Origin of the sequence: Nocardioides deserti (assembly GCF_014266025.1) — a bacterium.
Classification (GTDB): domain Bacteria; phylum Actinomycetota; class Actinomycetes; order Propionibacteriales; family Nocardioidaceae; genus Nocardioides; species Nocardioides deserti.
The window spans coordinates 155,064-169,031 of sequence record NZ_JACMYC010000001.1; the positions used below are offsets into that span (position 1 = coordinate 155,064).

A 13,968-nucleotide genomic window follows, 5' to 3' on the forward strand; every position below is an offset into this window, starting at 1 on the left:
GCGCGGGGCTTAGCGTGACGGGCCTCACCCGTCCTCGTCCCGGGAGCGCACCATGGACCTCGTCCTCGTCCTGGTGGCCGTCGTCGCCCTCATCGTGGTGGCCACGACCGTCCTCAAGACCCATCCGTTCCTGGCGCTGCTGCTCGGCGCCTTCCTCGCCGCCTTCGGCTTCCGGATGCCCCTCGGCGACATCGTCGCCACGATCACCGGCGGGTTCGGAGGCATCCTCGGGGGGATCGGCATCGTGATCGTCCTCGGGACGGTCATCGGGGTCGTCCTCGAGCGCAGCGGGGCGGCGGTCACGATGGCCGAGGTCGTGATCAGGGTGCTCGGCCAGCGGTTCCCGACGCTGACCATCTCGGTGATCGGCTTCATCGTCTCCATCCCGGTCTTCTGCGACTCGGGCTACGTCATCCTCAACTCGCTGAAGGAGTCGATCGCCCGCCGGACCAGCACCTCCATGGTCGCGATGTCGGTCGCCCTGGCGACCGGCCTCTTCGCCACGCACACGCTCGTGCCGCCGACACCAGGCCCGATCGCGGCGGCCGGGAACCTCGGTCTCACCGATCAGCTGGGCCTCGTCATCCTGGTCGGCCTCCTGGTGGCCGTGGTCGCCGCAGGCGTGGGTCTCCTGTGGGCCAACCGCTTCACCGAGGCGGAGCCCGAGGGCGAAGGTGCTGAAGAGCTGACCGCTGCCGCGGAGGAGTTCGAGTCCTTCAAGGAGCGGTACGGCACGCTGCCCGGTCCGGTCGCGGCGCTCGCGCCGATCCTCGTGCCCATCCTGCTCATCTGTCTCGGCTCGGTGGCGGCGCTGCCGGCCGCGCCGCTCGGGGACGGCACGCCGGCCGACCTGGTGCGCTTCTTCGGCGAGCCCGTGGTCGCCCTGCTCGTGGGCCTGGCGCTCGCCCTGCTGCTGGTGCGCCCCGGTGCTGACGGCACCCGGCGGGAGAGCTTCCGCGACGCGGTCACCGACGGCGTGACCGCCGCTGCGCCGATCCTGTTGATCACCGGCGCGGGCGGCGCCTTCGGTGCGGTCATCCAGGCCACCGAGATCGGGGACTACCTCGGGTCCAACCTCTCCGAGCTGGGCATCGGCGTGCTGATGCCGTTCCTGGTCGCGGCGGCGCTCAAGAGCGCGCAGGGCTCCTCGACGGTCGCGCTGGTCACGACCTCAGCCCTGGTGGCGCCGCTGCTGGGGGACATCGGGATGGACTCCGACCTGGGTCGGGTGCTGGTCGTGATGGCCATCGGCGCCGGCGCCATGACGGTCTCGCACGCCAACGACAGCTACTTCTGGGTCGTCACCCAGTTCTCGAGGATGAGCGTCGCCCAGGCCTACCGGGCCCAGACCGCGGCCACCTTGGTGATGGGGCTCAGCGCGGCCGCCGTCACCTGGGTGCTGTCCCTGGTGCTGGTGTGAGCGGTGCCGGTGTGGACGCTCCCGGTGTGGACGCTCCGGGAGGGAGCGGGTTGCGGGTCGTGCTGTGTCCGGACTCGTTCAAGGAGAGCCTCACCGCGCCGGTGGTGGCCGCGGCGATGAGGCGAGGCGTGGCGCGGGTCTGGCCGGCGGCCGGCGTCGTCGAGGTGCCGCTCGCCGACGGCGGCGAGGGCACGGTCGAGGCGCTGGCGCGGGCCACGGGCGGAGAGCTGGTGACGCGGCGGGTGCGCGGCCCGTCGGGACGATCGGTCGACGCGACCTACCCTGCTCGACGACGGCAGGACCGCGGTGGTCGAGATCGCCGCGGCGTCAGGCCTGCACCTGGTGCCACCCGAGCGCCGCGACCCGGCGCGCGCAACGACGTACGGCACCGGTGAGCTGGTCGTCGACGCGCTGGACCGCGGGGCACGGCGCGTCGTCCTCGGCCCGGGCGGCAGCGCGACCAACGACGGCGGCGCCGGTCTCCTCTCCGCGCTCGGTGCCCGTGTCCTCGACGTGGCCGGGGACCCGCTGCCCCCGGGTGGGGCTGCGCTGGCGCGCGCGGCGCACCTCGACCTCGCCGGCCTGCACCCGGGATTGTCCGAGGTCGTGGTGGAGGCGGCCTGCGACGTGGACAACCCCCTCCTCGGACGGGAGGGCGCGACGGCGGTCTTCGGGCCGCAGAAGGGGGTGCCCGCGTCGGACGTGCAGGTGCTCGACGACGCGCTCGCGCGCTGGGCGGACGTGCTGGCCCGGGCATCCGGCGAGGACCGGCGCGACGAGCCGGGCACCGGGGCGGCCGGCGGCGTCGGACTGGCCGTGGTCTCCGCGCTCCGGGGGTCGTTGCGCCCCGGCTTCGAGGTCGTCGCCGAGGCGGTCGGTCTCCGCGACCTGCTGGCCGGCGCCGACCTGGTGGTGACGGGTGAGGGTCGCGTCGATGCCCAGACCGTTCGCGGCAAGGCACCCGCGGGCGTGGTCGCCATGTGCGGCTCGCTGTCGGTGCCCGTCGTCGTCATCGGCGGCGCCGGGCGACCTGGCCGCCGTGCTCGCGGATGCCGTCGGCAACCTCGAGCGGACCGCCTCCCAGGTCGCCGCGACGTGGGAGGGCGGCCGTCGCTCGTCGGCTCGGAGGCACGCAGGTTGTTTGATCGATCCAAGACCTCGCTAGGCTGGGCAGGTGCGTAGAGCCAAGATCGTCTGCACCCTCGGCCCCGCGACCTCGTCGCCCCGGCGCATCCGGGAGCTGGTGTACGCCGGCATGGACGTCGCCCGGCTGAACATGAGCCACGGGTCGCACGAGGACCACGCCGAGGCCTACCGGCTGGTGCGCGAGGCGGCCGACGCCAGCGGCCACGGCGTGGGCATCTTCGCCGACCTCCAGGGCCCGAAGATCCGCCTGGAGAAGTTCGCCGGCGGGCCGGTCGAGCTCCGGCGCGGCCAGGAGTGGACGATCACCACCCGCGACGTCCCCGGCGACGCCGAGGTCGCGGGCACGACGTACAAGGGCCTGCCCGGCGACGTGAACGTCGGCGACCCGATCCTCATCGACGACGGCAAGGTCCGCCTGCGGGTCACCGGCGTCGAGGGCTCCGACGTGCGCACCGAGGTGCTCGTCGGCGGCCGGGTCAGCGACAACAAGGGCATCAACCTGCCCGGCGTCGCGGTGTCCGTCCCCGCGCTGTCGGACAAGGACGAGCGCGACCTCCGCTTCGCGCTCCGCCTGTGCGTCGACTTCGTGGCGCTCAGCTTCGTGCGCAGCGCGGCCGACGCCGAGGACGTGCGCCGGATCATGCGCGAGGTCGGGGTCTCGGTGCCGGTCATCGCCAAGATCGAGAAGCCGCAGGCCATCGAGAACCTCGACGAGATCATCGCGGCCTTCGACGGGTTCATGGTCGCCCGCGGCGACCTCGGCGTGGAGTGCCCGCTCGAGGACGTGCCGTTCCTGCAGAAGCGGATCATCGAGAAGGCCCGCCTCAACGCCAAGCCCGTCATCGTCGCCACGCAGATGCTGGAGTCGATGATCGGCAACCCCGCGCCGACCCGCGCCGAGGCCTCCGACGTCGCCAACGCCGTCCTCGACGGCGCCGACGCGGTGATGCTGTCGGGCGAGACGAGCGTGGGGGAGTACCCCGTGCACACCGTCGAGACCATGGCCCGCATCGTGGAGGCCACCGAGCGGCACGCGCTGTCCGCCGAGGCCGTCGACCACGTCTCGGCCATCGACTGGGACCCGCACACCAAGGGCGGCGTGATCGCGAAGGCCGCCCTCGAGGTCGCCGAGCGGGTCGAGGCGAAGTACGTCGTCGCCTTCACCCAGTCCGGCGACTCCGCCCGCCGCATGTCCCGCCTCCGCGGCTTCGTGCCGATCCTCGCTTTCACCCCCGAGGCCGCCGTCCGCTCCCAGCTGTCCCTCTCCTGGGGCGTGGAGACCTTCAAGACCGCCTCGGTCGAGCACACCGACGAGATGGTCCGCCAGGTCGACGAGCAGCTGCTCAGGATCGGCCGCGTCGAGGAGGGCGACCTCGTCGTCATCATCGCCGGCGCCCCTCCCGGCATCCCCGGCTCCACCAACGCCCTGCGCATCCACCGGATGGGCGACGCGATCAAGGGCGTCGCCCCCGCCTACCGCCGGGCCACCTGACCCCGCCCGGCTTCCTGTCTGCAGCTCCACCGCGTCCCCCGCCAGGGTTTCTCCACGGGCTCGGGGCCTCAGGCGGACTACAGCGAGGTGGCGCCGGCCGTGCACCCGTGACGGCCGTGCCGAGGATCGTCAGGACTTCATGCCGATGAGCCGGTCGAGCTCGGCGACGGCCTCCCGCCGCGAGACCGACGTCGTCCAGCGACCCGACCGCCGCCAGGCGATGCCGACGAGGTCGAGCGCCCAGGTGCAGAGGTCGTGGATGTCGTCGGAGCGGTTGCTGAACTGCCACCGCGGGTAGTCGTAGCGCTTCCGCTCGCCGGCCACGGTCCGCGTCGCCCAGTTGCGCACCCGGCACCCGTCGGAGTGGAACAGGCCGCGGAGGAACGGCCCGGGGTGGTCCGCGACGACGTCGCGCTGCCACGGCTCGAGGACGATCGGGCGCTCGTGCTTCCGCCCGGGTCCGTGCTGTGGGAAGAGGCAGGGCCAGTGCTTCCATCCCGAGCTCACGACGACGACGCCCGGGCCGCGGACGAGGAAGACGGGCCTGGTCGGGTGCACGGTCGAGATGGCGCGCTCCACGTCCGAGACGATCGTCGGGAGGCTCGCGTCGCAGGCCACGCGCAGCACGTGCTGTCGCTCGGCCCGGCTGATGCAGCCGTCGCCCAGGTAGTAGCCGAGCAGCGCGGCGTAGGCGTTGTGAGGCAAGGGGTGGCTGTCGCAGACCGGACAGCCTGCCGCGATGCGGGTGCCAGGAGAGTCTCGCCACGCCCGGATCGTCGAGCGACTAACGCCGAGCCTGCGGGCAACGTCCGACACCGGGCCGCCCGCCGACAGGAGCCGGTGAGCTTCTGACCTGGTGTGCGAGCCGTACATGTCCTCACCCTGGCGGGACCCACCGACATCGTGTGTGCCCCGGGTCGGATTCGAACCGACACTGGCGGTGGTTTGAGCACCGTGTCTCTGCCGTTGGACTACCGGGGCGCGGCGGGCCGCAAGCCTAGTCGTCGCTACCCTGTCGCAGTGACCGAGCCCCTGCCGACCGTGCCCACGACGACCACGCGCACCGTCGTGATCGCCGAGGACGAGGTGCTGATCCGGATGGACCTCGCCGAGATGCTCGGCGAGGAGGGGTACGACGTCGTGGGCCAGGCCGGCGACGGGGCCCGGGCGATCGAGCTGGCCCAGGAGCTGCGGCCGGACCTGGTGATCCTCGACGTGAAGATGCCGGTGCTCGACGGGATCGCGGCGGCGGAGGCGATCGCGCGCGACCGGATCGCGCCGGTGGTCATCCTGACCGCGTTCTCCCAGCGCGAGCTGGTCGAGCGGGCGCGCGACGCCGGCGCGATGGCGTACCTCGTCAAGCCGTTCTCGAAGTCCGACCTGGTGCCGGCGATCGAGATGGCGGTGAGCCGGTTCGCCGAGCTCAGCCTGCTCGAGGCCGAGGTCGCCGACCTCAGCGACCGGCTCGAGACCCGCAAGTCGGTCGACCGGGCGAAGGGCGTGCTGCAGCAGCAGCTGGGGCTCTCGGAGCCCGACGCCTTCCGGTGGATCCAGAAGACGGCGATGGACCTGCGCCTCTCGATGCGCCAGGTCGCCGACGGGGTCGTCGAGCACGGGCCCGGGCTCGCCGGCTGAGCCCCTCCGCGCCGGCCCGCGTCGCCCGGCGTACGCGCACCGGCAGGTCACCGGAACGTCACGGTCCGGTAAAGGCCGGGCGCGGTGGCGCCGATGTGCCGCAGACCACGTTCCGTCCCCCTAGACTCCTCCGCGCGGTGCCCGCCGGGTGCCCGAGTGAGGAGGACCGGTTTGAAGTCTCGTCACCACGTCCGCACGGCCGGTGCGAGGGCGGTGAGGAAGGGCCTGGTCGGCACGATGCTGCTGGGCCTGCTGCTCCCGCTGCTCCTGCTGGTCGGTGGCTCGAGCGCGAGTGCAGCCACCCTCTGCCTCCCCAAGCCGGACGAGACGGGCTGCATCAGCGGCACCGTCGGCTCCCGGTCCGACCCGGTGGCCGGCGTCGACGTCATCCTGCGTGACGCGGAGGGCACCGACGTCGAGACCGTCACCACCGAGGACGACGGCAAGTTCAGCTTCACCGTCACCGAGGCGGGCGACTACTTCGTCGTCCTCGACGAGGAGACCCTGCCCGACGGCCTCGAGCAGCAGCCGCCGCGCGCGGCGATCGCCGGCCCGGACGGCTCGGTCAAAGTCACCGCGAACCTCGGCGCGGCGGTCTCGCCGATCGTCGAGGTCCGCGACGAGGACTACGACGCGGGCGGTGAGTCCTTCGTGGACCAGATCGCGCAGTCGGTGGTCAACGGCCTGCGCCTGGGCCTCCTGCTCGCGCTCGCCTCGCTCGGCCTGTCGCTGATCTACGGCACCACCGGGCTGTCGAACTTCTCCCACGCGGAGCTGGTCACCCTCGGCGGCATGGTCGCCTACGGGCTGGTCAACGTCGCCGGGATGAACCTCTGGCTCGGCATCGTCGCCACGACCGCCGTGTGCGCAGGGGTCGGATACCTCCAGGACCGCTTGCTCTGGCAACCGCTGCGGCGGCGAGGGCTGGGCATCACCCAGCTGATGATCGTGACGATCGGCCTCGCGCTGGCCGCGCAGTACGCCTACCAGTACTTCGTGGGCGCCTCGCTGCAGAAGGTCGTCGTCCGCGACTTCGGCACCACCTCCCTCGGCCCGGTGACGCTGACCAACCTCTCGTTCCTGGCGATGGGCGTCGCGATCATCGCGATCGGGCTCGTCGGCTTCGTGCTGGTCAAGACCCGGGTCGGCCAGGCCACTCGCGCGGTCTCCGACAACCCGGCGCTCGCCGCGGCCTCGGGCATCGACGTGGACAAGATCATCCGCCTCGTCTGGACCGCGGCCGCGGGCCTCGCCGGCCTCGCCGGCGTGCTCTACGCCCTGGTCATCAGCAACGGCATCCGTTGGGACACCGGCATGCAGATCCTGCTGCTGCTGTTCGCCGCGGTCACCCTGGGCGGCCTCGGGACGGCCTTCGGCGCCTTCGTCGGCTCGATCATCATCGGGCTCGTCGTGGAGCTGGCCGGACCGCTGGGCGCGCCCGGTGACCTCAAGTACGCCGTTGCCCTGGCCATCCTGATCGTGCTGCTGCTGGTGAGGCCCCAGGGCATCCTCGGCCGCGCCGAGCGGGTCGGCTGAAGGGGAGAGGGACTCACATCATGGACACCATCCTCGACATCCTCGCCGCGGTCATCCGCGAGGCGATCAGCCCCGGCACGGCCGCGGTGGCCATCGCGGTCATCGGTCTCAACCTGCACTTCGGCTACACCGGCCTGCTGAACTTCGGCCAGTCCGGCTTCATGCTGCTCGGTGCCTACGGCTTCGCCATCTCGCTGGTGCACGACATCCCGCTGCCGATCGCGGTGCTGATCGGGCTCGGTCTCGCCTTCGTGTTCGCGCTGGTGCTCGGCATCCCGACGCTCCAGCTACGCGGTGACTACCTGGCGATCGTGACCATCTCGGCAGCGGAGATCATCCGCTTCGTCGGACGGCTCTCGACCCTCAAGGAGCTCACGGGCGGCGCGCAGGGCATCCAGGGCCGCACCTACCAGCCGGCCTTCGTGAACCTCTCGTTCTTCGGTGACGGCGCCTGGACGCTCGCGCCGTTCAACTACACCGACGTCGCCGACGGCGCCGGGTGGGTCCGGGCGCTCGGCGGGCTCGTGTTCGCCCTCTGCGTGGTCGCGACCGTGCTCGTCGGCCGGCGCCTGAAGCGGGCCGCCGACCCGACGCGCACCGCGCCCCGCACGGGCCTGGACGGCACGCTCGGCAAGGTCCTCGCCGCGGTGCTCGTGCTGGTCGGCCTCTACGCGCTGTTCTTCGCGATGCCGGTCACCTACGGACGCTCCGGCGTGAACGGCTGGTGGGTCCGCGCCGTGGCCTGGACGCTCGTGGCGCTCAGCACGCTGGTGGTCTACCTGCTGGTCCGCAGCCCGTGGGGCCGCCTCCTGCGCGGTGTCCGCGAGGACGAGGACGCCATGCGCAGCCTCGGCCGCAACGTGTTCGCCGTGAAGATGCAGTCGCTGGTCATCGGTGGCCTCTTCGGCGCACTGGGCGGCATGGTCTACGTGCTCGCCTCGACCGTGCAGCCCGACGCCCTCGGCCGCCAGATCACGTTCTTCTCCTACACCGCCCTGCTGCTGGGTGGCGCCGCGACCATCCTCGGCCCGGTGCTCGGCACCGTGCTGTTCTTCTCGGCGCGCATCCTCATCCGGGAGTCGGCCCGTGCCTGGGTGCCCGACAGCATCATGAACGCCCAGCAGACCGAGCAGTTCTCGTTCGTCGTCGTCGGCGTCGCGCTGGTCCTGCTCGTGATCTTCCGTCCACAGGGAATCCTGGGCAACAAGAGGGAGCTCCGGTTCAATGTCTGAGACCACCATCGGTACGCCGTCGCTCGCCGACCCGGCCGCCCGCCGCGCCCTCATGGCCGGCGTCACGCCGGAGCCCGGCGCGGCCAAGCAGGACCCGATCCTCAAGGTCGACAAGATCGAGCGTCGCTTCGGCGGCATCACCGCCGTCGACGTCGACCACCTCGAGGTCCAGCGCGGCATCATCACCGCGCTGATCGGGCCCAACGGTGCCGGCAAGACGACGTTCTTCAACCTCATCACCGGCTTCGACAAGCCCAGCTCGGCCGGGTCCGGCGCGCACTGGGAGTTCGACGGCCGGGCGCTGAACAAGACCTCCGCGTCGAGCGTCGCCAAGGCCGGCATGGTCCGCACCTTCCAGCTGACCAAGTCCCTCAACCGGATGACGGTGCTGGACAACATGATGCTGGGGGCGCAGGAGCAGTCCGGGGAGAACCTCCTCAAGTCGGTCTTCAAGCCGCTGTGGAGCGGCCAGGAGAAGGCCGTGGAGGAGAAGGCCGAGGAGCTGCTCGCCCGGTTCAAGCTCTTGGAGAAGAAGGACGACTACGCCGGCAGCCTCTCGGGCGGCCAGCGCAAGCTGCTCGAGATGGCGCGGGCGCTGATGAGCGACCCGAAGATGATCATGCTCGACGAGCCGATGGCCGGCGTGAACCCCGCGCTGACCCAGTCGCTGCTCGGGCACATCCAGTCGCTGCGCGACGAGGGCATGACCGTGCTGTTCGTCGAGCACGACATGCACGTCGTCCGCCACATCTCCGACTGGGTCGTCGTCATGGCCGAGGGCCGCGTCGTCGCCGAGGGCCCGGCCGACACCGTGATGTCGAACCAGGCCGTCATCGACGCCTACCTCGGCGCCCACCACGACACCGACCTCGGCGACGACCAGGTCCTCACCGAGGGCGCGCTCGACGAGATCGAGTCCGAGGTCCGTGCCGACGAGGCCGCCCACGAGGCGGCCGAGGACGCCAAGCACGACCAGCAGGGAGACAAGTCGTGACCCAGACCCAGACCACCTCGCCGGCGGCGGGGTCCCAGCAGGCCGTCATCGAGGCCAAGGACCTCGTGGCGGGCTACCTGCCCGGGGTGAACATCCTCAACGGTTGCAGCCTGGTCGCCCACCCCGGCGAGATGATCGGGATCATCGGACCGAACGGCGCCGGCAAGTCCACGCTGCTCAAGGCGATGTTCGGCCTGGTGAAGGTCCACTCCGGCAGCGTCACGCTGCACGGCGAGGACATCACCAACAACCGGGCCAACCGCCTGGTGCAGATGGGCGTCGGCTTCGTGCCGCAGACCAACAACGTCTTCCCCTCGCTCACCATCGAGGAGAACCTGCGGATGGGCCTCTTCCTGCGGCCCAAGAAGCTGCAGGAGCGCCTCGGCGCGATGTGGGACCTGTTCCCGACGCTGCACGAGCGCCGCGACCGCAGCGCCGGCGCGCTCTCCGGCGGTGAGCGCCAGTCGCTCGCCATGGCCCGGGCGCTGATGATGGAGCCGAAGGTGCTGCTCCTCGACGAGCCGTCCGCCGGCCTGTCGCCGGTGCGCCAGGACGAGACGTTCATCCGCACCCGCCAGATCAACAAGACCGGCGTCTGCGTGGTCATGGTCGAGCAGAACGCCCGCCGCTGCCTGCAGATCTGCGACCGCGGCTACGTCCTCGACCAGGGCCGGGACGCCTACACCGGCACCGGCCGCGAGCTCGCCAACGACCCGAAGGTGATCGAGCTGTACCTCGGCACGCTCGCCAAGGACGTCGACGAGCAGCGCGACTCCGGCCAGGCCTGAGGCAGGTACGCCGACCACCCGGCGTACGCCGCACGGACACCGAGCCGCCCGTCCCCCTCGTGGGGGCGGGCGGCTTCGTCGTACCGGTCTCGTCGTACCGGATTGGTCACAGGTGGCTGCCCCTCCGCGGCGGCCGGCCCGGGGGAGAACCAGAAACGACGAGACCCCGGACCGAGTGGTCCGGGGTCTCGCCGTGATGCGTGCAGAACAGCCGATCGCTCAGCCGTCGACCATGATGGTCATGAGGTCACTTGGTGCCCTCGACGGTGGAGGCGAAGACGTTCTTGTTGCTGGCGTCGTAGGTGTAGATGCCGACGAACGCGGAGGACGGGTCGTTCTCCTCGTCGATCGGACCGATGCCCGACGGGCCGGTGTAGCGGATCTCGGAGCCCTCGTCGAGAAGCGCGACGCAGTCGGCGAACGAGGAGCACTCCTCGCCGTCGCTGGCGCCGGAGACGGCCGCGAGGTTCTCCTGGATGGTGGTCGGGTCCGTGGCGCCGCCCTTGACCGCCGCGAGGGCGCCCAGGATGGTGGCGTCGTAGGACTCGGCCGCGTAGGCGTAGTCGGTCAGCTCCTCGCCGTTGACCTGCTGGTTCCAGCCCTGGAGCAGCTCCTTGAAGTCCTCAGAGGCGTCAGCACCCGGGATGGTGCCCTGGGCGCCCTCGAGCGTGCCCTCCGGGAAGTCCTTGGAGTAGTCCGCGGTGTTGCCGTCGGTGAGGTAGGTCTTCGACATGTCCCAGCCCTGCGAGACGAGCTCGGGCACGATCGCCTTGGTCTCGTCGAACGCGAGGATCACGATCGCGTCGGGGTTGGTCGCGAGGACCGCGCTGACGTCGGACGAGAAGGTCGTCTGACCGGCGGGGAACTCGTTGCCGTCGCCCTTGCAGCCGTAGGTGCACTCGCCGCCGGAGGCCTCGACGGTCTCCTGGACCGCGTTGCGCAGACCGGTGCCGTAGGTGTCGCTGAAGACCAGGAAGCCGACGCGCGAGTAGCCGTCGCTGGAGATCAGCGTGCCGAGGGCGGAACCCTGGATGCCGTCCGGCGGGGCGGTGCGGAAGTAGTACGGCGAGTAGCCGGACAGGTCGACCGCGGTGTTGGCCGGGGAGATCTGGACGATCTTGGCGTCGGTGAAGGTGTCGACCACGTTCAGCGTGACGCTGGACGAGGCGGCGCCGACCACGATCGAGGGCTTGGCGTTGACCAGGTTGCCGGCCGACGACGTGCTGACCGCGAGGTCGGTGGTGTCGCCGGAGTCGAGGATCTGGTGGCAGGCGTCGGCGCCGTTCACGCCGCCCGCGGCGTTGATGTCGGAGACGGCCAGGCCGACGCCGGCGATCTCCGGCGGGCCGAGGTAGGCCAGGTTGCCGGTCAGCGGCAGGATGCCGCCGACCTTGTAGGTGTCGGCGCTGGTGGTGCCGCCGCCGCACTTGTCGTTCGTGAACTCGCCCGAGGGAGCGCCGCTCGACGACTCGGACGCCGACGCGGACGAGGTGTCCTCGGCCGCGGGCTCGCTGTCGTCCTCGGACCCGCAGGCCGCCAGGGTGAGGGACAGCGCGGCGGTGCCGGCCATCAGCTTCACCCAGGACGCGGTGGTGGTTCGATTCACGTGGTGAACCTTTCTGTCAGGTTGGTGCAACCGCAGGTTCCCGACCCCCGGGAGGCCGGTCATGGCTCGGTCACCGTAGGACCGGTCACGGAGCGGTGTGGCGAACGGCACCCTCTCGTCACCAAACCGTTACGTCAGCGACACCGCTCGCCGGGTCACCGGACCGCGGCGACCACCTGGACCAGCAGCGGCGCGACCACCAGCGCGGGCAGCAGGTCGGCGACGGGCACGTCGCGGATGCGCAGCAGGCGCAGCGCCACCCCGACCAGCAGCAGGCCCCCGGTGGCCGTGACGGCCGCGAGGTGGGCGTCGGGCAGGACGTCGCCGAGCGCCACCCCGACGAGCGTCAGCGAGCCCTGGACGACCACCACCGTCAGGCAGGCGGCGAGCACGCCCCAACCGAACGACGCGGCGAAGGCGATCGCGGCGAAGCCGTCCAGCGCCGACTTGAGCAACAGCTGCTCCGCGCCGTTGCCGAGCCCGTCGTTGATCGAGCCGAGGATCGTCAGCGGTCCGGTGCAGAAGATCAGGGAGGAGACCACGAAGCCCTCGACGAACCGCTGGCGGTCGACCGACCCGTGGCCGCCGGCCAGCCGCTGCTGCAGCCACCCGCCGAGCGCCTCGACCCGCTGCTCGAGGCGCAGCAGCGACCCGGTGATCCCGCCGACGAGGAGGGCGCCGAGCACGACCAGCACCGGGGCGCTGTCGCCGATCGTCTCGGCGAGGCCGGCGTCGAGCACGGCCATCGCCGACGTACCCGCGATGAGCAGTGTGACCAGGCCCAGCCCGTCCGTGACGACCTCCCGGGTGCGCACCGGCAGGCGGTTGCCGAGCAGCAGGCCGACCAGGCCGCCGGCGAGGACGGCGAGGACGTTGACGAGGGTTCCGACTCCGGGGACCACGCTTCTCCTCACTCGGCTCTGAGCTCGGGCTCTGAGCTCGGGTCTGACAAGACCGGCGCAGGGAGCGTAGTCTCGCCGGAGCAGGTCGGGTCCTCGGGGACCGGACGCCGACCAGTTGGATCCGTGGTGCCCGTCAGGGCAGGGGGAAGGCAGGGCGCATGCACCGCTCAGTGGTGACGTTGAGGTGCGCCGAGCTCACGGACGCGGCGCTGCTGGCGGACCTGTGGGTCGACGACCTGCGCCGGGCGGACCGTCACGAGCAGGTGGCGGACCTCGAGCTGATCATCAAGGCCGCCGCGCAGTCGCCCGAGGAGCGCATCGTCGTCGCGGAGTACGACGGGAACCCGGCCGCCGCGGTCTTCCTGCGGGTCACGACGTTGAGCCCGCTCAACCTCGACCAGACCGTGCAGGCGCTCTCGCCGCACGTGCTGCCCAAGTACCGCCGCCACGGCGTGGGCCGCGCGCTCATGGAGGCGGCCGTGACCTTCGCCGAGGAGCAGGGGGTCGGCCACGTCGCGACCGCGGCGACGTCCGGCTCACGCGATGCGAACCGCTTCATGGCCCGCCTCGGCCTGGGCCCGCAGGCGGTGCTCCGCGTCGCCAGCACGCACGCGCTGCGGGCGCGGCTGACGGCGCTGCGCCCGGCGCACGAGCGGGGCGGGCGCCAGCTCACCCAGGTGCTCGCCGCCCGGCGCTCGCAGCGCCGCTCGCAGGCGACGAGCTAGCGTCGGCCCGGCCCCGAGGGGCGCGAGCGACTCAGAGGCCGACCCGCTCCTTGGGGATCAGGGCGCAGGTGATCCGCGAGGTGCACACCCGCTTGCCGCGCTCGTCGGTGATGACGACCTCGTAGGACGCCGACGTGCGCCCGAGGTGGATCGGCGTCGCGACGCCGGTGACGAGACCGGAGGTCGCGGAGCGGTGGTGGGTGGCGTTGATGTCGACGCCGACCGGGACCCGGTCGGGGTGGGCGTGGATGCCCGAGCCGATCGAGCCGAGGCTCTCAGCGAGCACGACCGACGCGCCGCCGTGGAGCAGCCCGTAGGGCTGCCCGTTGCCCTCGACCGGCATCGTCGCGACGACCCGCTCGGCGGAGAGCTCGACCAGCTCGATGCCCATCTTCTCGTTCAGCGTGCCCATGCCCTGCGGCATCTGCGCCAGGTACTCCTCGACGTCCATGCGAGGCATTCTCGCCGACCCCTCGACCGTCGGTGACGGCG

General features: G+C 71.6%; 12 protein-coding genes, 1 tRNA gene and 2 pseudogenes. 9 read left to right on the forward strand and 6 right to left on the reverse strand.

The annotated features are described in order from the left end of the window. Nucleotides 1–52: 52 nt before the first annotated feature. From H7344_RS00780 to pyk, 3 genes and pseudogenes are all read left to right on the forward strand, one after another. A complete protein-coding gene (locus H7344_RS00780; protein ID WP_186344125.1) occupies nucleotides 53–1,420 on the forward strand; it encodes a GntP family permease in 1,368 nt (455 codons plus the stop codon). 116 nt (nucleotides 1,421–1,536) lie between these two features. Continuing rightward, nucleotides 1,537–2,602: pseudogene (locus tag H7344_RS00785) on the forward strand (glycerate kinase). Next, nucleotides 2,595–4,058 carry a pyruvate kinase gene (pyk, locus tag H7344_RS00790; protein WP_186344126.1) on the forward strand — a complete coding sequence of 488 codons (1,464 nt, stop codon included), beginning with the start codon at nucleotides 2,595–2,597 and terminating at the stop codon, nucleotides 4,056–4,058. The pseudogene H7344_RS00785 and the gene pyk overlap by 8 nt, the downstream one beginning before the upstream one ends. A gap of 129 nt (nucleotides 4,059–4,187) precedes the next feature. On the opposite strand, the gene H7344_RS00795 is transcribed toward pyk, so the two are convergent. From H7344_RS00795 to H7344_RS00800, 3 genes and pseudogenes are all read right to left on the reverse strand, one after another. Beyond that, on the reverse strand, nucleotides 4,188–4,763 hold the full coding sequence (locus tag H7344_RS00795) for a transcriptional regulator (RefSeq protein WP_229706826.1): 576 nt from the start codon (nucleotides 4,761–4,763) through the stop codon (nucleotides 4,188–4,190). 63 nt (nucleotides 4,764–4,826) lie between these two features. Then, nucleotides 4,827–4,931, reverse strand: a pseudogene (locus tag H7344_RS21345) (helix-turn-helix domain-containing protein); the annotation flags it as partial. 35 nt (nucleotides 4,932–4,966) lie between these two features. Next, a tRNA-Leu gene (locus H7344_RS00800) sits at nucleotides 4,967–5,039 on the reverse strand. Between the two features lie 39 nt (nucleotides 5,040–5,078). Between H7344_RS00800 and H7344_RS00805 the strand changes: the two genes are divergently transcribed. The 5 genes from H7344_RS00805 to H7344_RS00825 all read left to right on the forward strand — a co-directional run bounded on the left by H7344_RS00805 (nucleotide 5,079) and on the right by H7344_RS00825 (nucleotide 10,243). Beyond that, a complete protein-coding gene (locus tag H7344_RS00805; RefSeq protein WP_186344128.1) occupies nucleotides 5,079–5,693 on the forward strand; it encodes an ANTAR domain-containing response regulator in 615 nt (204 codons plus the stop codon). Nucleotides 5,694–5,864: 171 nt separating this feature from the next. Beyond that, the gene (locus tag H7344_RS00810; RefSeq protein ID WP_222130068.1) at nucleotides 5,865–7,229 is read left to right on the forward strand and encodes an ABC transporter permease subunit; all 1,365 of its coding nucleotides are present in this window, start codon (nucleotides 5,865–5,867) and stop codon (nucleotides 7,227–7,229) included. Between the two features lie 20 nt (nucleotides 7,230–7,249). After that, complete coding sequence (locus tag H7344_RS00815) at nucleotides 7,250–8,461, forward strand: branched-chain amino acid ABC transporter permease (protein WP_186344129.1); 1,212 nt, start codon at nucleotides 7,250–7,252, stop codon at nucleotides 8,459–8,461. Continuing rightward, the gene (locus tag H7344_RS00820) at nucleotides 8,454–9,455 is read left to right on the forward strand and encodes an ABC transporter ATP-binding protein (RefSeq protein ID WP_186344130.1); all 1,002 of its coding nucleotides are present in this window, start codon (nucleotides 8,454–8,456) and stop codon (nucleotides 9,453–9,455) included. Before H7344_RS00815 ends, H7344_RS00820 begins: the two co-directional genes overlap by 8 nt. Further along, a complete protein-coding gene (locus tag H7344_RS00825) occupies nucleotides 9,452–10,243 on the forward strand; it encodes an ABC transporter ATP-binding protein (RefSeq protein ID WP_186344131.1) in 792 nt (263 codons plus the stop codon). The genes H7344_RS00820 and H7344_RS00825 overlap by 4 nt, the downstream gene beginning before the upstream one ends. A 247-nt stretch (nucleotides 10,244–10,490) precedes the next feature. On the opposite strand, the gene H7344_RS00830 is transcribed toward H7344_RS00825, so the two are convergent. After that, entirely contained in the window at nucleotides 10,491–11,849 is a 1,359-nt protein-coding gene (locus H7344_RS00830; protein ID WP_222130069.1) for an ABC transporter substrate-binding protein, read from the reverse strand. A 155-nt stretch (nucleotides 11,850–12,004) separates the two neighbouring features. After that, entirely contained in the window at nucleotides 12,005–12,751 is a 747-nt protein-coding gene (locus H7344_RS00835) for a DUF554 domain-containing protein (RefSeq protein WP_186344132.1), read from the reverse strand. 158 nt (nucleotides 12,752–12,909) lie between these two features. Between H7344_RS00835 and H7344_RS00840 the strand changes: the two genes are divergently transcribed. Further along, nucleotides 12,910–13,476 (forward strand): GNAT family N-acetyltransferase, encoded by a 567-nt coding sequence (locus H7344_RS00840; RefSeq protein WP_186344133.1) that lies wholly within the window; start codon nucleotides 12,910–12,912, stop codon nucleotides 13,474–13,476. A gap of 31 nt (nucleotides 13,477–13,507) precedes the next feature. Here H7344_RS00840 and H7344_RS00845 read toward each other — a convergent pair whose 3' ends face one another. Then, complete coding sequence (locus tag H7344_RS00845; protein WP_229706825.1) at nucleotides 13,508–13,927, reverse strand: hotdog fold thioesterase; 420 nt, start codon at nucleotides 13,925–13,927, stop codon at nucleotides 13,508–13,510. Between the last annotated feature and the right edge of the window lie 41 nt (nucleotides 13,928–13,968).

Bases quoted from the DNA above. Each gene is read 5' to 3' on its own strand.
- H7344_RS00780 (WP_186344125.1), top strand. From the start codon at position 53: ATGGACCTCGTCCTCGTCCTGGTGGCCGTCGTCGCCCTCATCGTGGTG.
- H7344_RS00815 (WP_186344129.1), top strand. From the start codon at position 7,250: ATGGACACCATCCTCGACATCCTCGCCGCGGTCATCCGCGAGGCGATC.
- H7344_RS00820 (WP_186344130.1), top strand. From the start codon at position 8,454: ATGTCTGAGACCACCATCGGTACGCCGTCGCTCGCCGACCCGGCCGCC.
- H7344_RS00840 (WP_186344133.1), top strand. From the start codon at position 12,910: ATGCACCGCTCAGTGGTGACGTTGAGGTGCGCCGAGCTCACGGACGCG.
- H7344_RS00845 (WP_229706825.1), bottom strand. From the start codon at position 13,927: ATGGACGTCGAGGAGTACCTGGCGCAGATGCCGCAGGGCATGGGCACG.